Below are 19,831 nucleotides of genomic sequence, written 5' to 3'. Positions count from 1 at the left end.
CTAAACATTTGATGATGCCTTTCCATTTCGTTTGATTTTAAGTTCAAAAGCTGTTCATTCGGCTACAGGGAACGATGCGATCCTTAACCTTGCCCCTCCCATAGGTACCAGTGTTAATTCTGACAGGGGCTGGTCTGTTTTAACAGGGCTTTGGGGCAGTAATCCGCAAAGGCCATACTGGTCAATTGTCCAACCCGGGATCTTCTTACCTTTAGCTTTAAGTTCAATTGGCGCATTGGCGTTGGTAAAGGGATTATCATCCTTTGGCCAGCTACGACGGATGATCTCAATAGATTTTTCCGGATGTTGCGCATCAATCACTAAACCATAATTCCAGGCCGAGGCAGGATGAATTTCATATGAGGGCCATTTCTGAGGGTCGGCGGTAGCCTGCCAATGCGAATCGCCCTGGGTTGATGTCCTGCTGTCTTCTTTGGTGTATTGCTCATCAATTTTAAGGGAATAGGTAAGCGGGCCATAATTTATGCTCACACTATTCTTATTGGTGCTCCATTGGCGTACTTTTAATTGCATAGGTAAATGCAGGGTTATCTTGTCGCCATTTTTCCAGGTTTTGGCCAGCCTGATATAGTCGCCTGTTGCTGTGTTTACGTTTACGGCAACGCCATTTACTTTTACGCTGGCCCCTTTACACCATTCAGGTATACGCAGGTAAAGCGGGAAATTTACCGCCCTGGCTGTATTTACCGTAAAATAAACCTGATCCTCAAACGGGTACCTGGTGGTTTCATTAAGGCTTACTGTTGTGCCATTACCTACTTTGGCGGTAACCTGGCCTTGTGTATAAAGCGTTGCAGCTATCCCATTATCTGGCGTGGCCATCCAGCTGTTTTCGGCATAATAAACCCAGCCTGCAGCATGATTATGCTGACAACAGCGGCTGCTAAACGGGTTCATCATTAAAAACGGACCTTCATTGGCTATGCCAGGGTTGTGATTTTTACTATCGCTTACAATCATATTTGGCGCGGTTAAATAGCGTAATGACCGGTAATCGGGCATAAAAGCTGCCGAAAAGGTGTTAAACGCTACATCCTCGCAGTTTTCGGCCCAAAAACGGTCGCCGGTATTACCCAGCAGCATTTGGTCTGATGTCATTTGTTCTACCATACCGCAGGTTTCAACCGCCTGGCGCGGGTCGTCATAACCTTTACGGGCATTTTCATCGGCACCAAACATACCGCCCGGCACCTGCCCATATATGGCGCGGATCAATTTAAAATCGTTGTAGGTGGCGTCGAGGTCTTTAGGATCATGGCTTTGCAGATAAAACGTTGCCGGCTCTCTGAAGCATTGGGCCACATTTACGTTATGCCAGTTGGGCAGGTCATGAGCCTGGCGCCAGTTGGCCGTATTCCTGTCAAGCTTGGCGGCAAGATCAAGTAAAAATTTATCTCCCGTGCGATTATAAAGCCAGTAAACACTGGTCATGTTATCACCACCGCGACTGTTTTCCCAATAATCTTCTAAAAATTTATCATCAGGTACAGATAGTTCATATTTGAAATATTTGGTCATGAAAGGGATTACCCGCGGATCTTTGGTGTATTCATAATACGATTGCAGGCACCACAGCATCGGCATATTTGTCCACAGATCGCGGTTGCCCTTGTTCATCCTTGCCGGACCAAAATCGCCGTCTTCGCGCTGATTATTCAGTACCGCATCGATCCAGAATTTTGCCTCGGCTATCATTTTTTTATCGCCAAGCATGTAACCAATATTAGCGTAACCCTTTAACCAATAGGGCAACTCCTCCCATCCGTATTCGCCTTTACCTTCTTTATTCAGCCAGGCGTTATTTGTTTTGGATAACCAGATACTGATTTCGCCAAGGTTGCCTGTAAGGCCATCCCGTTGCAGTTCAAGTGCTTTTTTTAGCCAGCCACCAGCTTTAATACTCCCCACGGGCAACCGGGTAAAATACTGTTTTTGCAGCGGAGCCCGGTTATTTACATAAAAGGCGTTAAGTTGCTGATTATCAACTTTTGTTACAGTACTTGCCTTAATACCGGTTTGAGCCGTGGCAGTATATACGCCACAACATGCAATAGCCGAAGCGAAGCAAATGCCTTTTTTAATATGGTTTATTTTGTTTTTAAAGCGCATAAATTAACTGCTTATATTATTTAACTAAAGATGGGTCATACAACTTTAGGTTGACCTTTTGTAATGATTCAACGGGCATTTTAATCACCTTGCGGTCATAGGTCATGAAACCGTTAACCTCGCCTTCCACATCGGTTGTTTGGGTGTATACCGCCGCAGACAAGCCTAATTTAATTAACTCCTGAAGCCTATCGGTAAAAGAAGCGTATTTTTTAAACAGGTCGTCTGCATTTTTAAAGTTCTGGTAGCCCCAGTTTTTATTAGCCTGCCAGGTATGGCCGTCAACCGGCCAGCCTAAGCCGCCAAATTCGCCCAATACAACGGCTTGCGTTTTGCCAAATATTTCGGGGCGCGGCATAGCCGGTTGCGGATAATTATGCAGATCGACTATGTTACCGGTAGCATAAAAATTACCTCCGCTGGCACTGTTCACCAGGCGCGACGGGTCTTTTTTCATTGTCCACTCGGTTATTTCCACGGTTTTAAACTGGCCCCAGGCTTCATTAAATGGTGTCCAAACAACGATGCACGGATAGTTATAAAGTGCATTCATGATGGCGTTCCATTCCTTACGGTAATAGCCTTCAGATTCAGGTGTACGCTGCTGATCTGTAGCCCTATCCAATACCCCGGGGCGGTTTTCCCAGTGATTGCCCAGATCGCCGCTGGGCATATCCTGCCAAAGCAGCATACCGGTTTTATCGCAATAGGCATAATAACGGGCTGGCTCTACTTTAATGTGCTTGCGGATCATGTTAAAGCCCATCGCTTTTAACTTGTCGATATCAAAGGTCATGGCCTCGTTAGTTGGTGGGGTGTAAAGCCCATCAGGCCACCAACCCTGATCAAGCGGACCATATTCAAATACAAACTTGTTGTTCAGCAACATGCGCTGCACCCCATTAGCATCAGCACCCAGGGATATTTTACGCATGGCGAAATAGCTTTTTATTTCGTCGATGGTTTTATTATTCCTGATAACGGCAACACTTAGGTCATAAAGAAAAGGGCTGGTTGTTGACCATAGTTTCTGATCTTTTATGTCAAGAACAGCTATCGCGCCTGCATCCACAATTTTTTCATCAATCTGCGTTTTGCCGTCCCAGGCGGTGATCTTTAATTTATCGCCGGGCTGGCTATTTGCAACCTCTGCCGAAACCGACAGGTTATGATTATCAATATTTGGAGTTTGTTTGGTTGCGTCGATATGTGTTTTGGCTACGCCTTCCAGCCAAACAGTTTGCCATATGCCCGTTACCGGCGTATACCAAATGCCTTCGGGCTTTTTAACTTGTTTACCACGCGGCTGCGGGCCATCGTCTGTGGGATCCCAAACGCTTACTTTTATTTCCTGTTTTGAACCACCTTTTAAATAAGGGGTTATATTGAATGTAAAGGGATCAAATCCGCCCTCATGTATACCCGCGCTTTTGCCATTCACAAAAACTTCGGTACGCCAGTCAACCGCGCCAAAATGCAGCAGCACATCCTTACCTTTTAAGGTTTTGTTAAGGCTGATGGTGGTTTTATACCAGAGCATGCTATCCTTGCCAACTGTTTTACCAACACCTGAAAGCGCCGATTCAACCGCGAAAGGCACCAGTATTTGACCGGTATACTTTGCCGGGCCGGTAACCGCCTTAGGAACAATGGCGTAGGTCCAGATACCGTTGAGGTTTTGCCAGTTGGACCTAACCATTTGCGGGCGCGGATACTCGGGCAGTGGTGCTTTAGGGTCAACCTTTTCGGCCCAGGGTGTGGTAATTTTGTCTTTAATAAGATGCCATTCGCCCTGTTGTGCACTGGCCGAAAGAGAACCTGAAATTAAAAGAGATAAGCAAAAGTTGAGTTTCTTCATTAGGTATTAATGTAGGGATTTATTCTATAAAGATAAGGGGCTATACCAAAAGTACAGCCCCAATAATTTGTATTAAAATGACAGCTTGGCTAACGGAGAAAATATCATATCCTCTACCCCCGCTATCTTGATACCTACACGGGCAAACACATAATTTTGCGTTGGTGAGATACCTGGTATAGCAGCATTCATGGTAATGTTGTTCAAGCTGGTTATATCCGGCCCGGCAAGATCCGTAACTGCTATATTATCCACCCCTGACACAAACTGTGTTTTGTTGATATACAGGCTAACCCGCTCAATATCCTTTGCATTGGCATCGGTGACTACCTTTTCGATGTTGAAATTTGCGGTTACCTTGCCGCCGCCCGCGGTTAACTTAGCATTCCTGATCATATAGAACGGGGTTACTTCCACATCCATGGTTTGGTTGCCGGTAAGCGACACCGCTACGGTATCGCGTTTACCCGAAGCCAGTTCTTTCCACAGGAAAGGTCCCTGATTGGGCGGTATGGTAAATTTATAGTTACCCTTAAACAATAAGGACGAATAAGTGCCATCCTGCGCAAAGGATTGGCTTATGGGGCCCACTTTGCCAAAGCCGGGCTGGTAAAGCTCATAAGGTACCTGGTTATATTCAACGCCGATAGCCTCGCCTTTGTATACCAGCTTGCCTGTTAGCTTTAAAGAAGGCGCGTCATAATTATCCTTTTTACAACCAGTAGTTGCTGCCAGGAGCGCCAGTATGATATAATGAAATTTTATTTTCATGATCTTGTTTGATAAGTAAATACTTATTGATTTGGTTGTTTAACAATTTTTGGGTTGGCCGATAACACATCGGTACCAATCTGAGAGTAATAATTGCCCAGCTGAAACCTGTTGGCCCCGGTTACAGAAGCCGGCCTTACTTCCTTAAATAACCATTTACCGTTATTGGCATTACCCGGATTGTAATACTTATACGGCCATAAACCATAAGGCTGCGTGTTGCGTTTGGTGGCCTTGCCTATGTTACTAACCAGGTCGGTAACAGTCATTGGGGTACCATCCCAAACGGAAGTAGCCAGTCGCCAGCGTTTCATATCATATAAGGTATGACCTTCAAATACAAGTTCAACACGGCGCTCGTGAACTATTCTGTCAAATGTAATTTCGGCTGGGGTTAGCGGAGTAGTCAGGCCTGCCCGTGCCCTTACCTGGTTCATATAACCGGCAGCTACCGATGTTTGGCCAAGCTCAAATGCAGCCTCGGCAGCGTTTAACAATACCTCGGCGTAACGGTAGCGTATAAAGGCTACATCACTGCCACGGCCGCGGCGGCCCGACCCTACTGCAGGATCAAGGTACTTACGGATATAAAAACCGGTTTGTGACCTGAACTCCTGGCCATTTACCACACCATCCTTACCCACCACCTGTACAGGTGTTGATGTACCTGGCAATGGTTTTAAGTGACCGGCATCATCACTGGTAAGTACGCTGCCATCGGCTAATTGGTAGCCTGCCCAAACATCAGTTTTTTTGCCTTTAAATGAACCGCCTGGTAAAAGTAAAGTACCGGCAAGGCGGGCATCGCGGCCAGCAAAAATATCAAGCTGATTGGCATAATACACCGGGTTGCCCGAGCCGTCTGTTGTTGCAAGCGGCGCATAGGTATTATCCAGCTTTTCAAATGCTTCGGCCACGTTTAATGAAGGGTTTAAACGGCCCGCGTCCAAACCTTCGTCTGATATGGAAAAAGGCTGGTTATTTGTGGTGAAACCATGCACTTTGCCACTATTCACCTTAAAATCTTCCACAAATATGGCTTCCTGGTTCACACTACTTTTATCAAGAAAAATGGCTGCAAAGTTATCAGCCAGATCAGGCAAAACCTTATATAGCTGGTATGCGCCTGCACTGCCGTTAATAATAGCCTGTGCCGCTGTCAGCGCTTTGGTATAGTATCCGGCAGCCATGCTTGCGGGTATGCCTACTTCGCCGCCCGGCAGTGATACCTGCGGTGTTTTAGTGCCATATTTAGCAATAGAGCCTGCATATAAAGCGGCCCTTGCTTCCATTGCCAGCGCGGCGGCTTTGGTAGCCCTTGATTTTTCGTTAACATCGGCCGGCAACTGGTCTTTTATGGCCTCTGCTTCGCTGATAATAAAATCATATAGTTCTGATTCTTTCGCGCGCGCCTTTTGCAGCGGGGTAACATTACCTGAGTAATCATAGGCCAGCGGATCTGTGATCAGCGGAACGCCACCCATCCGTTTAACCATTTCAAAATAATAGTTAGCGCGTAAAAACCTGGCCTCGGCTAAAAAACGGGTTTTATCGGCATCGGTAAGTTTGGTTGCTGCCGTTGCCCGTTGAATGAACAGGTTAAGGTCACGGATGTAACCATAATCCCATATTTTCCATTCACCATAGTCCCAGCCGGTTCTTTGTACTATAAAACTGCTGCCGTTCTCTGATGGAAAAGCCTCGCTGAAATCAGCAAAAGTGCGCCATCCGGGTTCGGTATCGCCGTTAGGAGTTGCAGGGTATTCCCGTGATGGATACCCATCCAGGCTCGAAAAATCCCGTTGACGGTTATACAGATCACCCAGAATGGATAAAACCAGGGCCGGATCTGAAAAGGCCAGCTCAGTAGGTAACACCTGCTTAGGCGGGACATCTAAAAACGAACTATCTTTTTTGCATGATCCTGTAATTAACAGGCTTGCAATTATTGTGATTAATGATATTTTTTTCATTTGAAATTTAAACTTAGGGGATCAATTAAAAAGTTAAATTAACACCAAAGTTGAGCACCTTACTTTGCGGGAACTGAAGCCCGTTATCGTCAGTAACCTCCGGATCAACCGAGTATGATTTAAGGTTATCAAATGAGAACAGGTTGTACGCGTTAACATAAAATCTGGCCCGTTTGATCTTTACCCTGGTTAACCATTGTGATGGCAGCGAATAGCCCAGTTCAATTGTCCTTGCACGCAGGTATTTTACGCTGTGCAGCCAGAATGATGAATTGTTTTGCCCGTTGAGTGAGTAACTGCTGTAGTCAAAACCGGGGTTAACCCTGTTTGCAGGATATTTGCCGGGCACCCATTGGCTGTTCACATTAAATGGATCGGTGCGGTGCCACCTGTCTTCAAATATGGTGTTCAGGTTGCCATTGTTCTGGAACGCCCACCGTGTTTCATAATTCTGGAACCAGGTATACCCTGCACCTCCGGAGAAATCGGCATGAAAATCAAAACCTTTGTATGCCGCGCCAATGGTAAAGCCAAAGTTGATATTGGGCTGTTTACCATAACCAAAGCCAATGGGACGTTCATCATACTTATCAATTTTACCGTCACCATTCTGATCCTTGTACATCAGGTCGCCGGGCAGCAGTGAGCGGTTGCCTTTGCCATCATTATTAATGGTGTAGTTGTTGATCTGCTCCTGCGATGTGAACTGGCCAACCACTTCATACCCCCAGTCGATATGTGAATACCTGTTTTGTATAGAGTTACGGTATTGATCCCAGGAGTTTTCAAACAGCGGGTTGTATTGCATCAGGTCCTTAGAGCGGGAAAATGAAAAGTTGCCGCCCACGTTAAAGCTTACGTTGCCAATTTTACTGGCGTAGTTCAATGCAATTTCTTCGCCATACTGCGCGTCGCTGTTGGCGTTTTCCTGCGGCAGGGAGTAACCTATTTCAATAGGAACTATAACATCGTTTTTAGTACCCAGCAGACCGGTACGTTTACGGTAGAAGTAATCAAACGAACCGGTTAACTTATTGTTCAGCAAGCTAAAATCCATACCAACATCGGTAATCTTGCTTTTTAACCACGAGATACGGGTAACCGGGATGCCTTTATCCCTTGACACGGTTACGGCGTTACCATCTAATATGGCGGTACCCTGGTTGTAGTTATAGCCCGGCAAATATGCATAGGCCGCTACAATAGGATTAGCTGAGTTATTGGGATCGCGGTCATCACCCAATACACCGTAAGATGCCCTGAATTTTAAATCATTAAGCACACTGTTTTCGCCCAATATTTTTTTCGCAAAGCCTTCCTGCGTTATACGCCAGCCGGCAGATACGCCCGGGAAGTAACCTACCCGTTTATCAGGGGCAAACAGGTAAGATGCATCCCTCCTGGCCGAAGCTTCCAGGTAATATTTATTGTCGTAGTTATAATTTACACGGCCGATATAACCAATACGCGCCTCTTTATCATCACGATCCTGATACTGGTCAGTAGTAGGGAAATAAATAAGCGGTAAGTTATTTGAAATTGGCGAGGCATGTATCCAGTTCCTCAAATGATTCAACTCAATACGTTCTGCAACAAAGGTTGCGCCTATGGTGTTTTTGCCAAACGTATTGTTATAGTTTAACTGGGCCTGCATGGTTTTTGCAAACTCTTTCCTTTGTTCGCGCTCGCGCCATGGGTTGGTACTGCCGCCGGTTACGTCATAGGTGTTTGTTTCGGGCCGGTAGGTATAAGCCTCATAGGTATACTCCTGGTTATTAAGCAAATAGTCGGCAATATAGTAGGAATATAAACCTTTAATAGCTAATCCTTTAACGCCGGGTATCTGGTATTCGGCATTGAAGTTGGTTTGCAGCACGCGCCAGTCGCTGTGATATAAACCCGACAGGTCTTTATTCAGGAAGGCGTAATTTGATTCGGTGTGCCCAATGTCATTTAAATAAGCCGGGTTGTCATTAGCGTAAGGCCGCTCTAACGGGGTGTTACGCAATACCGCAAATTTGGCTAAAAAGTAATCATCTCCTCCTGGTACACCCGGGTTCTCACGGGTTTCAATACGGCCGTTAATGTCCAGGCTCACCTTTAAACCATTGGCAACCTTAAGAGAAACGTTCGACTGGATATTGGAGCGGTTAAATTTATACTCTTTACCCAACTGTGAGTTTTGAAACAGGTTGGTTGCCGATACATAATAATTCACTTTATCGGTACCGCCTGTAAAATTGGCATTAACCGAATTTTGCGGCGCGTTGTTATTGCTCTTCAAAACATAATCGCGCCAGTTAAAGCTGCGGTAACCTGGGTCGGTACCTGCTTTATATTTCTCAAGCTCGGCCGGGGTTATGCTGGTTGAACCATCTTTGTTTACCTCAGCTTCGGCTTTATAGCGCATGTAATCATAAGAGCTGGTTAGTACATTAGGGAACCGTGTCCAGTTTTGATAGCCTGTATAGGCATCAATATTAATGCGGCTCTCGCCCGCTCCTTTTTTTGTAGTTACCACCACAACGCCGTTGGCCGCACGCACACCGTATATAGCTGCCGAACCATCCTTTAACACGGTAATGCTTTCCACATCATTTGGCGAAAGGTTGTTAAACTGGCCCTCGTCCTGCTGTATACCGTCAATTACATACAGCGGCGACCCCATGTTACGGATCTGGATACTGGCGCTTGCCCCCGGGCGGCCTTCAGACTGCCTGAACGTTACACCCGGAATTTTACCGGCCAAACCCGTACTTACGGTTGAACCGGCATGTACCCGCTCCAGGTCTTTACTGGTAACGCTGGATATGGCACCCGTTATTGATTCCCTTTTTTGCGTACCATAACCGGTTACCACGATTTCCTGAAGAGATGAGCTGCTTGCTTTTAAGCGGATAGGGATAATTGTGCGGCCGTTAATAGGCACTTCCTGGGTTGTAAAGCCTATGTAGGTTACAACCAGCGTTCCGTTAGCATCAGAAACCGCAAGGCTGAAATGCCCTTTGGCATCTGTTGTTGTACCCGCCTGGGTGCCTTTTACCCTGATAGCTACGCCGGTAAGCGCCTCGCCTGTTGTATCGGCCACGGTGCCACTAACCTGTATCTTGTTTTGGGCATGTGCCGCGGGCGAAATGAGCGCGCAAGCCAGACAGGAAAAAATAATTAATGTTACTTTTGGGCACCATTTACTGGGTGGCCACTGCAAGCGGAAATATTCTACTTGCCTGAGTAGTAAAAATTTTCTCATAAATGATATATTAATTGGTTAAGTTTCAGTTTAAAAATGTACGATTGACATATTTAAATCATCCTGTAAAGTAAAAGGATTTACCAGCTGGTAATTAACCAAATCATATCAATTATTAGTCGAAACGTATCATTTTTTACTTGAACGAAAACCCAGAAAGAGAATAGTTATATTTGTTTAGCGAACGATTTTGAAACCTGCATATTTAGCTTATTTATTATTATTACTGCCCTTTAACATCTGCAATGCACAGTCATATTACTTTAGGCATTACCAGGTAGAACAGGGGCTTTCAAATAATACGGTTTACTGCACACTGCAGGATAAACACGGTTTTTTATGGCTTGCCACCAAGGATGGATTAAACCGCTTTGATGGTTACACGTTTAAAACTTTCAGGCACAACCCCAGGGATAAGAACAGCGTTTCGAGCAATATGATACACGCCCTGTGCCTTGACCAAAACGGCAATTTATGGGTAGGTAACGATCAGGGGCTTGACAGGTATGATTTTAAAACCGAAACATTTACGCACATCAACGCGTCAAATACCGATGCGGTGCGGTGCATTGTGAACGACAAAAACAACAATTGCTGGTTTATTGCCGGTCCGCTGCTGATGAAACATGATGGCCGAACGGGCGCGATAACCGAATTCAAAGCATTTCAGCATTTTGAGGCAACATCAATAGCCATTAATAATGACGGAGCGGTATGGGTATCATCCACATCAGGAACCCTGGAGAAATTAGATACGGTTAACCGTTCGTTCACCAGCTACAGCATGTTTAAAAACTCCAGGTGGACAGCATCAAACTTTATTGAGAAAATATACCCGGCAGGCAATAACAAAATATTTGTTGGCACTACCAACCAGGGTTTTAAAGAGTTTGACTGCGCAACAGGCAATTACCGCGATCTGTTAACCTATAACCCCGATAAGACCGAAATATATGTGCGGGACTTTGTAAAGTATTCGGACAATGAATTTTGGATAGCTACAGAATCAGGGGTATTTATTTATAATGTAAAAAAGGGCACTTTCATCAATCTGAAAAAGCATTTTAATGACCCCTACTCTATTTCAGACAATGCCGTTTACTCTTTGTATAAAGATGCCGAGGGGGGCATTTGGGCGGGCACCTTTTTTGGAGGGGTAAATTATTATCCAAAACAATACTCCACCTTTAATAAATTTTATCCGGCTTCAGACAAAAATGGCCTGCAGGGCAACGTAGTGCGCGAAATTTGCAAAGATATGTACGGCAATATCTGGATGGGGACCGAAGACAATGGATTAAACAAGCTAAGTCCGGATAAACGCACCTGGACACATTACTATCCCGGTGTAAAAAATGGCATATCAAACACCAACATACATGGTTTGCTGGCCAACGGCAATGAACTGTTTATCGGCACGTTTGAACGCGGCCTTGATATTATGGATATACCCACCGGCAAAGTGATCAGATATTACCTGGCGGGCAAGGCTAAAAATATGTTAAAAAGCAATTTCATTATTACTTTTTGCAAAACCCGTACAGGCACAATCCTGGTTGGCGCTACGCGCGGGCTTTATAAATATAACATCAAAACAAAAGACTTCACCCTTATAAACGGTGTACCCGCATATGATTTTATTTACGCGATAACAGAGGACCATAACGGGAAAATATGGGTGGGCACGGTGCATGATGGTATTTATTGCTATGATCCGGTTAAGGATTGGGGCAGTAAATTAAATGATGACAAGGGTACAACCGATGTACTCAACAGCAGCTCGGTTAACGGCGTATTTGAGGATAGCGACCATCAATTATGGTTTGCGACAGAAGGGCTTGGTTTGTGGAATTATGACCCGGTGCAGAAGACCTTTAAATTTTATGACCTGGCAAACGGCTTTCCCAGTAACTATATTTTCAGGATACTGGAAGACGATCGTAAAAACCTGTGGATAAGCACTACCCGCGGGCTCGTATGCTTAAACATCACTAACAGGAATATCAAGATCTATACTAAAGCCAGCGGGTTGTTAAGTGACCAGTTTAATTATAACTCAGCATTTAAGGATACGGATGGCACCATGTATTTTGGCTGTGTTAAGGGGATGGTGAGCTTTAATCCCTCACAATTTAAAAAGAATAATTTTGTAGCCCCTGTATACATTACGGGTTTCCAGGTACACAACCAGGAAATTTCTGTTAACAGCAGCGACTCGTTACTTCACAAATCAATTATTTGCACTAAGCAAATTAACCTTAACCACAACCAGTCTTCATTCAGTATTGATTTCGCGGCATTGAGCTACCCATCGCCAGAGATGACCCAGTATAAATACATGATGAAGGGGCTTGATAAGGGCTGGATATCTTTAAAAACAAACAGGAAGGTATATTTTACCCAGCTGTTACCGGGGCATTATACTTTTATTGTTAAGGCGGCAAACAACAGCGGCAGCTGGACCTCCAAAGAAACCCGGCTCGAAATTATAATTACCCCGCCCTTTTGGGAAAGTGTTTGGGCCTATATTATTTATGCGGCATTGCTGCTGCTTACCATATACTATTTACTAAGGCAGTATCACATCAAAACCCGCGATAAAAACAAACGGCTGATAGAAATACTGGAAAATGATAAGGAAAAACAGATATACAACGCCAAAATTGAGTTTTTCACCAATGTGGCCCATGAGATCAGGACACCGCTTACCCTTATTAAAGGGCCCATGGAAAAGGTGATCAAAAAAGCCGGAGATGTGCCCGATATCCAGAACAACTTAAAAATAATGGAAAAGAATACCGAGCGGCTGCTGGATTTAACCAATCAGCTGCTCGATTTCAGGAAGACCGAAACCAATGGCTTTAGCCTCAGTTTTGTAAAAACTGATATAACCGAAATGCTCGCCGACACTTTTTTAAGGTTTAAGCCTATGGCCGAGGAAAAGAACATGCGTTACGAACTGAGCCATCCGCGTAAAAATGTATATGCTTATGTTGATATTGAGGCTTTCACAAAAATTATCAGCAACCTTATCAATAACGCTATCAAATACGGTAAATCTGTTGTGGAGGTTGAGCTGCTGGAATATGCTGATGGCGACAGCACTTTTTCTATAGAGATCAGGAATAATGGTTACATAGTTCCTTATGAAATGCGCGAGAAAATATTTCAGCCTTTCTTTCGCCTCAAGGAATCTGAAAAACAAATAGGCACGGGTATTGGCCTGTCACTATCGCGCTCACTGGCCGAATTACATAAGGGCTTGCTGGTATTGAACAGATCAATCAATGAGCTTAATATTTTTATGCTTACCCTTCCGGTACATCAGGAAAAAGAATTTGACCTGTATAACATTCCCGATGAATATGAATCAACTGACATAAATAAAGAGGAGGATTTTGACTTTATGAAACCGATTATACTTTTAGTAGATGATAACCCCGAGATACTTGATTTTATTTCGGACGATCTGAGCGATAAATATTCAGTTATTAAAGCGCTCAATGGCCAGGAAGCCCTTGATATGATTGAGATTGAGAACATTCAGCTCATTATAAGCGATGTAATGATGCCCGTAATGGATGGTTTTGAATTATGTAAGAAAATAAAGACCAATTTTGATTACAGCCACATACCTATTATACTGCTTACCGCAAAAAACACCCTCCAAAGCAAAATAGAGGGGTTGGAAGTTGGAGCCGATGCTTATATAGAAAAGCCCTTTTCGCCCGAGCATTTGCAGGTGCAAATAGCCAACCTGCTTATTAACCGTAATAAAATAAGGGAACATTTTGCAAGTTCGCCGCTGGCCAATATCAATACCATGGCTTACTCAAAACCTGATGAAAGCTTTTTAGACAGGTTGAACGCGGCGATCAACAAAAACATCCAGAACCCCGATCTTGACGTGGAGCATATAGCAGGTTTAATGAACATGAGCAAACCTACCTTGTACCGCAAGGTAAAGGCAATATCAAACCTCACCATTAACGAGCTTATTAATATTACCCGGTTAAAAGCCGCAGCCAAACTGTTGGAAGCAGGAGATTATAAAATATACGAAGTGGCAAATATGGTTGGTTATAGTTCACAATCGCACCTGGGCCGTAACTTTTTAAAACAATTTGGCACCACCCCTACCGAATATCAGCAAAATAAAAAAAACCTTAAAACACGGTCGGTCAACTAAAGCGGCGAACAATTGCTCATGACGGCTCTGCCACATTAAAAAATTATACCGGATGAAAAAGATACTAACCATCTGCTGTTTTATAATATTATCAACTGTTGTTTGTATTGCTCAGCAAAAAAAGTCGGCTACATTTACCAACCCTTTATTGCCCTCGGGGGCCGATCCCTGGGTTATTTATAAAAATGGTTTTTATTATTACACCAATTCCACCGGTAATAACCTGGTGATCTGGAAAACAAAACGTATTACCGAACTTAACCAAGCCGAGAAGAAGGTTGTTTGGACGCCACCTGCCGGTACCAATCATTCAAAAGAGCTTTGGGCCCCCGAACTGCACTTTTTAAAAGGTAAATGGTATATGTACTTTGCTGCCGATGATGGCAACAATAACAATCACCGTTTATACGTAATTGAGAACGCGTCGGCCGATCCGCTGCAGGGCGAATGGATGTTTAAAGGGCAAATAGGCGACAGCACCAATAAATGGGCTATTGATGGTTCTGTTTTTGAAAACAAAGGCCAATTGTATATGATATGGGCCGGCTGGGAAGGTGATGTGAACGGTCAGCAGAACATATATATCGCGAAAATGAAAGATCCTTTCACTATCAGCAGCGAACGGGTTAAAATATCAAGCCCGGAATATCAATGGGAAAAATACGGCGACCTGCACGATGACAATAACCCTGCACATGTAAATGTTAACGAAGGACCCGAAATATTGAAGCACAACAATAAGCTATTCCTCATTTACTCGGCAAGCGGCTGCTGGACCGACTACTATGCCCTGGGGATGCTTACTGCCACGGCAAGCAGCAATCTGCTGGATCCTGCTTCATGGAAAAAATCGCCCCAACCGGTTTTTAAGCAATCGCCCGAAAATGAAGTTTACGCGCCCGGACATAATTCGTTCTTCAAATCGCCAAATGGCCGGGAAGACTGGATACTTTACCATGCCAACTCAAAGCCCGGTCAGGGATGTGGTCATGACCGTTCACCCCGTGCACAAAAATTCGGCTGGAAAAACGATGGCTCGCCAAACTTTGGCACCCCTGTAAAGACGGGAACAGCATTGGCAACGCCAGCTGAATAGGATCATATCAAAAACGACAAAAAAAGTGTTAAAATTGTAACTATTGGATCAAAACCAAGCACTTTTTGCGACAAAATGAAGCGCTAAACAGGCTTTTTTATATTGTCTTTTCATTTTAGTTTTAGCATTAAAAAACATAAGTTTGATGTTTGTAAACCCTTTTAAATTTAATGAACCAGGTAACAGAACCATCAACAGTTCCAGGCTTTATTCGTAACGTTGTAGCCAATATCCATCCCGACAGCCAAACTTTTTTAATACATAAAGTAAAGGACACATGGGTTGAAATAACCTATAAACAGGCACTGGAAAAAATAGATGCCATATCGGCCTGGTTCCTGCATACAGGTGTCAAAAAAGGCGACCGTCTTGCATTACTGATCGAGAATGGCCCCGATTATGTTTATTACGACCAGGCCCTGCAGCAAATTGGTGCAATAAATACCTCCATTTACCCTACCCTTACCGAAAGCGAAATTGAATATATCCTGAACGACTCGGGCGCTAAAACCATCATTGTGGGCAACCCGTTCCTTTTTCGCAAGGTGCTTAAGGTGGCTAATAACTGTGAGGCACTTATTCGCATTATCCCCACTTTTGATGATTTTGAAAAATACAGTGATAAACTTACCCTTAACGCCGGCGTTATTGGCTTTAACCAACTGATACAGGAGGGGTTAGCTATTATTGAACAATACGCACAAGCCGTTAACGCTGCCCGTGAAGCTATCTTATCATCAGATATTTCCTGTCTGATCTACACATCGGGTACAACGGGAATACCCAAAGGAGTAATGCTTACGCATCATAACCTTACTCAAAACGTTATTAACAGCCTCATACAGATCCCTTTTATCGAAAAAACAGATCTGTTCTTGTCATTTCTGCCGTTATCGCATGTATTTGAACGTACTGCTACCTACCATATTTGCCTGTATAAAGGCTGCAAAATAGCATTTGCCCAAAGCCTGGAATTGCTGGCCAAAAACATGGCTGAGGTTAAACCAACCGTATTAAACTGCGTACCGCGCCTATTGGAACGCATACATGACAAAGCCATTAAGAACGGAACTTCGGCTGGCGGAGTAAAATCAAAAATATTTTTATGGGCGCTTGAAATCGGCAAAAAATACCGGCTGGTTAAAGAAGCCGGAAAAACGCCCAATTTAATATTAAACAGCCAGCATAAACTTGCCGAAAAACTGGTATTCAGTAAAATAAAGGAAAAAACCGGCGGACGCTTAAAGTTTATGGTATCAGGCGGTGGTGCATTGCCAAAAAATATAGGTGAGTTTTTTGGCGACCTGGGCATCATAATACTGGAAGGTTTTGGCCTTACCGAAACATCACCCGTTATGGCCGTTACGGAGCATCACCGGGTTATATACGGTACAGTAGGCCGCATTATACCGGGTATTGAAGTAGCTATTCAAAATGTTGACACACAGCATATTTACACCATACAAACGCATGATAATTTTAAGGAGGACCTGATATCAGAGGAAGGAGAGATCATTGTACGCGGGCACTGTGTAATGAAAGGATACTGGAACAAACCGGAAGAAACAGCTTCGGTAATTGACCCTCATGGCTGGTTCCATACCGGCGATATTGGTCGTTTTTACCGGGGCAACCTGCAAATAACTGACCGCCTTAAAAACATGCTGGTAAATGCGTATGGCAAAAACATTTACCCTACCCCGGTAGAGAACACCTATCTAAAAAGCCATAAAATTGAACAGATATTTTTAGTGGGCGACAAGCGGGAATACCTCACAGCCATCGTTGTTCCTTCGCGTGAGAACATGCAGGAAACCTTTGGCCTTAAAGACGCTTTTTTTGACCAGCCCGAAATATTTATTGAAGACAAGGAATTGGTTGACTGGATTGGCCTGGACCTGCGTAAACTAAGTAATGAGCTGGCTAAGTTTGAGCGCATCAAAGCATTCAAAGTTAAACGCAACCCATTCAGCATGGACGAAGGCGAAATTACACCTACCATGAAAGCTAAGCGTAAGGTGATTGAAAAAAAGTACGCTGCGGATATTGACGAAATGTACCTGCAGGAAACCGAAGCGGATTGATGACCGTTGATTTTCTGGGATTGCACTTATTACGCTGATTTAACAGAATTTCGATTTTAATTCCCACAAAAGAAATACGTCGGAATAATTGGGAACTTTTTTAGTTGTAATCGTTTCCGGTAAAAAAATTAATACTATCAATATCAATTCATTAAACTTACCGGGAAAATAATGATCCTAAAACATTTTTGAAATCCATTCTTTTGAGGTATATTGCCTTAAATATCAGATAATTGATATATAAAAAAAGCCACTGCTCTAACAGTAGCTTTAATTTAAGAATGGGTAAACTTGCTTTAGGGCATTGATAGCGGGGGTAAGGTCTCTAACTAAGTCCCCCGCCTCCTGTTCTTCTTTCTACTTCAAATATAACATATTCTTGATTAACATCATTAATTAAATATATTAATTAAAGTACCAGCTCCTATAGCTTCTATATCTACATTATCACTCAAGTCTTCCTTACTTAATAACCACCTACTTATAATTATATGAAGAACTACTATTAGAACTATAGGTTAGCTTTGTATATAAATGCCGAAGATTTCTCACTATCGTTCGATGACATGCTTTTATGTTTATCTCACATACTACTGCGAACCTTCGGCTTGCGGCAGCCTAAAATCACATATTACCTTTACCTAGAGAAACGTAACTGAGTCGCTTTTCGTTTAAAATTAAAATACTAACTTTGTTAGCATGAAACGATCCGGAAGCGCCGATCTGCCTTTACATTATGGTTATGTGCCTAAATGGCTTGCCGAACGTATGGCTAAGCTTGGGCTTGCCGTAATACAAAATATTGTGATTGAGTATGGCAAGGAAGAGGTACTTAACCGCTTGAGCGATCCTTTCTGGTTTCAGAGCCTGGGCGCGGTAATGGGTATGGACTGGCATTCGTCGGGCATAACTACCTCTGTTATGGGTGCTCTTAAAGGCGCTGTTAATCCGCACAGCCGCGAACTGGGTATTTATATTTGTGGAGGCAAGGGTAAATATTCCAAACAAACACCAACCGAGTTATTAAAAATCAGCGAACGAACCGGTCTTGATGGTAACCATCTGGTTAAATGCAGCAAGCTGAGCGCTAAGGTTGACAATACAGCCATTCAGGATGGCTTTCAGCTATATACGCATAATTTTATTTTAAGCGATACCGGCAAATGGGCTGTAATACAGCAAGGGATGAATGCTATAAACAAAACCGCGCGCCGTTATCACTGGCATTCAGAGCAGCTTAATTCATTTGTTAATGATCCGCATACCTCTATTTATGGGCAAAATCAGGGTATGATTCTGAACATGACCGATAAACAGGCCGACAGTTCCAGAAACGGGGTAATGCAAATAGCCGCCGAAAATCCGGAGCATATGATACGGGAGATCAATAAACTGGTTATGCCAGGCCACCATCATGTTACCGCCAAAGATGTAGACCTGAAACGGCTTGGCGCCATGTTATGGCTGGCGCATGAGAAACAACCTTCGGATTTTGAGGAATTGCTTTTGCTGCAGGGATTAGGTCCGCGAACCTTACAATCGCTCGCGTTGGTGAGCGAGGTGATCCACGGTACGCCGTCCCGGTTTAAAGACCCCGCAAGGTTTTCCTTTGCACATGGCGGTAAAGACGGTCACCCCTTCCCTGTCCCCATCAAGGTTTATGATGAAACTATCAGTACGCTCCAAAATGCGGTTTATAAAGCAAAAATCGGTGAGTCTGAAAAAAGCGAAGCCATCAAGCGCCTGTCGAAAATTGCGGAAAATGCCGAAAGAGATTTTACTCCTAACGCTAACTTTGACCAGGTGATAGCCCGTGAACGCGAAGATTCATGGAAATACGGCGGCCGTACCGTTTTTGGAAAGGCCAAGCCACCGGTACAACAACAATTGAAATTATTTTAAATTTAAGTTGATAGTCCTGGCCGAATCAAGCCGGGCTTTTAAAACCGGAAGTTCTTTTAGTGCAAAATCTGATATATTGACATTTTTGCCCCGGCTGGCGGCATTAAACAAGTTCACCTGCTGCTCGTGCTCACTAACCATTTCCTGTATATAGGCTTTATCAAATACGGCAGCACGTTTTTTTTCAAGGCCGGCTATCATTTGCTGATGCAATAAATTAATGGAATCTTCGGAGGTTACAAAATTATCAGTCTGCAATTTTTTCAGATCGACAGCCAGCCTGGTATGATCATCTATCATTTTTTTAGCGAACTGAATAACCTGCTGGTTTTTAGAATTTGATATAGCAAGGCCCGAAACTTTAACTGTTGTAAGGGCGGTTTCTGTTGCGTTGGTAAAAAACAACAGGCCATCATTGTCAACAAGGGGTTTATTATTATAATTATTGGCACGTTTGTTACTTTGGCACGACTGAACCAGCATCAAAACCACAAAACCCAGTATCAAACCCCTTATTTGCCTCATATCAATTTATTCCTTCCTGTTATAATCTAACAAAAATCATACATTCTGGTTTA

The 19,831-nt window shown here is 43.7% G+C and carries 10 protein-coding genes; 4 read left to right on the top strand and 6 right to left on the bottom strand.

Annotation, left to right across the window (positions count from 1 at the left end; genetic code table 11):
• Window positions 1–54: 54 nt before the first annotated feature.
• From J2W55_RS14470 to J2W55_RS14450, 5 genes are all read right to left on the bottom strand, one after another.
• Window positions 55–2,130 carry a beta-L-arabinofuranosidase domain-containing protein gene (locus J2W55_RS14470; protein WP_310096791.1) on the bottom strand — a complete coding sequence of 692 codons (2,076 nt, stop codon included), beginning with the start codon at window positions 2,128–2,130 and terminating at the stop codon, window positions 55–57.
• A gap of 16 nt (window positions 2,131–2,146) precedes the next feature.
• Window positions 2,147–3,988 carry a glycoside hydrolase family 2 protein gene (locus tag J2W55_RS14465; protein ID WP_310096788.1) on the bottom strand — a complete coding sequence of 614 codons (1,842 nt, stop codon included), beginning with the start codon at window positions 3,986–3,988 and terminating at the stop codon, window positions 2,147–2,149.
• A 72-nt stretch (window positions 3,989–4,060) separates the two neighbouring features.
• Window positions 4,061–4,759, bottom strand: a complete 699-nt coding sequence (locus J2W55_RS14460; RefSeq protein WP_310096786.1) for a DUF3823 domain-containing protein — start codon at window positions 4,757–4,759, stop codon at window positions 4,061–4,063.
• 23 nt (window positions 4,760–4,782) lie between these two features.
• The gene (locus J2W55_RS14455; protein WP_310096784.1) at window positions 4,783–6,732 is read right to left on the bottom strand and encodes a RagB/SusD family nutrient uptake outer membrane protein; all 1,950 of its coding nucleotides are present in this window, start codon (window positions 6,730–6,732) and stop codon (window positions 4,783–4,785) included.
• A gap of 25 nt (window positions 6,733–6,757) precedes the next feature.
• Entirely contained in the window at window positions 6,758–9,982 is a 3,225-nt protein-coding gene (locus J2W55_RS14450) for a SusC/RagA family TonB-linked outer membrane protein (protein WP_310096782.1), read from the bottom strand.
• A 190-nt stretch (window positions 9,983–10,172) separates the two neighbouring features.
• Here J2W55_RS14450 and J2W55_RS14445 point away from each other — a divergent pair, with 190 nt between their 5' ends.
• From J2W55_RS14445 to J2W55_RS14430, 4 genes are all read left to right on the top strand, one after another.
• Window positions 10,173–14,171: a hybrid sensor histidine kinase/response regulator transcription factor gene (locus J2W55_RS14445; protein WP_310096780.1), complete on the top strand. Its 3,999-nt coding sequence runs from the start codon at window positions 10,173–10,175 to the stop codon at window positions 14,169–14,171.
• Between the two features lie 52 nt (window positions 14,172–14,223).
• Entirely contained in the window at window positions 14,224–15,267 is a 1,044-nt protein-coding gene (locus tag J2W55_RS14440) for a glycoside hydrolase family 43 protein (RefSeq protein WP_310096777.1), read from the top strand.
• 170 nt (window positions 15,268–15,437) lie between these two features.
• The gene (locus tag J2W55_RS14435) at window positions 15,438–17,351 is read left to right on the top strand and encodes an AMP-dependent synthetase/ligase (RefSeq protein ID WP_310096775.1); all 1,914 of its coding nucleotides are present in this window, start codon (window positions 15,438–15,440) and stop codon (window positions 17,349–17,351) included.
• Window positions 17,352–18,050: 699 nt separating this feature from the next.
• Window positions 18,051–19,253: a DUF763 domain-containing protein gene (locus J2W55_RS14430; RefSeq protein WP_310096773.1), complete on the top strand. Its 1,203-nt coding sequence runs from the start codon at window positions 18,051–18,053 to the stop codon at window positions 19,251–19,253.
• Here J2W55_RS14430 and J2W55_RS14425 read toward each other — a convergent pair.
• Window positions 19,245–19,778 (bottom strand): DUF4142 domain-containing protein, encoded by a 534-nt coding sequence (locus J2W55_RS14425; protein WP_310096771.1) that lies wholly within the window; start codon window positions 19,776–19,778, stop codon window positions 19,245–19,247. The genes J2W55_RS14430 and J2W55_RS14425 overlap by 9 nt on opposite strands.
• Window positions 19,779–19,831: the final 53 nt, after the last annotated feature.

This window comes from Mucilaginibacter pocheonensis, from assembly GCF_031456535.1.
In the GTDB taxonomy this organism is placed as follows: Bacteria; Bacteroidota; Bacteroidia; order Sphingobacteriales; family Sphingobacteriaceae; genus Mucilaginibacter; species Mucilaginibacter pocheonensis.
The sequence above is the reverse complement of the archived record's forward strand: the minus strand, read 5'-3'. Positions and strand labels throughout refer to the sequence as shown.

Excerpts from the sequence above, each read along its gene's own strand:
- J2W55_RS14450 (WP_310096782.1), bottom strand. The coding sequence starts at position 9,982 with ATGAGAAAATTTTTACTACTCAGGCAAGTAGAATATTTCCGCTTGCAG.
- J2W55_RS14460 (WP_310096786.1), bottom strand. The coding sequence starts at position 4,759 with ATGAAAATAAAATTTCATTATATCATACTGGCGCTCCTGGCAGCAACT.
- J2W55_RS14465 (WP_310096788.1), bottom strand. The coding sequence starts at position 3,988 with ATGAAGAAACTCAACTTTTGCTTATCTCTTTTAATTTCAGGTTCTCTT.
- J2W55_RS14425 (WP_310096771.1), bottom strand. The coding sequence starts at position 19,778 with ATGAGGCAAATAAGGGGTTTGATACTGGGTTTTGTGGTTTTGATGCTG.
- J2W55_RS14455 (WP_310096784.1), bottom strand. The coding sequence starts at position 6,732 with ATGAAAAAAATATCATTAATCACAATAATTGCAAGCCTGTTAATTACA.
- J2W55_RS14440 (WP_310096777.1), top strand. The coding sequence starts at position 14,224 with ATGAAAAAGATACTAACCATCTGCTGTTTTATAATATTATCAACTGTT.
- J2W55_RS14435 (WP_310096775.1), top strand. The coding sequence starts at position 15,438 with ATGAACCAGGTAACAGAACCATCAACAGTTCCAGGCTTTATTCGTAAC.
- J2W55_RS14470 (WP_310096791.1), bottom strand. The coding sequence starts at position 2,130 with ATGCGCTTTAAAAACAAAATAAACCATATTAAAAAAGGCATTTGCTTC.
- J2W55_RS14430 (WP_310096773.1), top strand. The coding sequence starts at position 18,051 with ATGAAACGATCCGGAAGCGCCGATCTGCCTTTACATTATGGTTATGTG.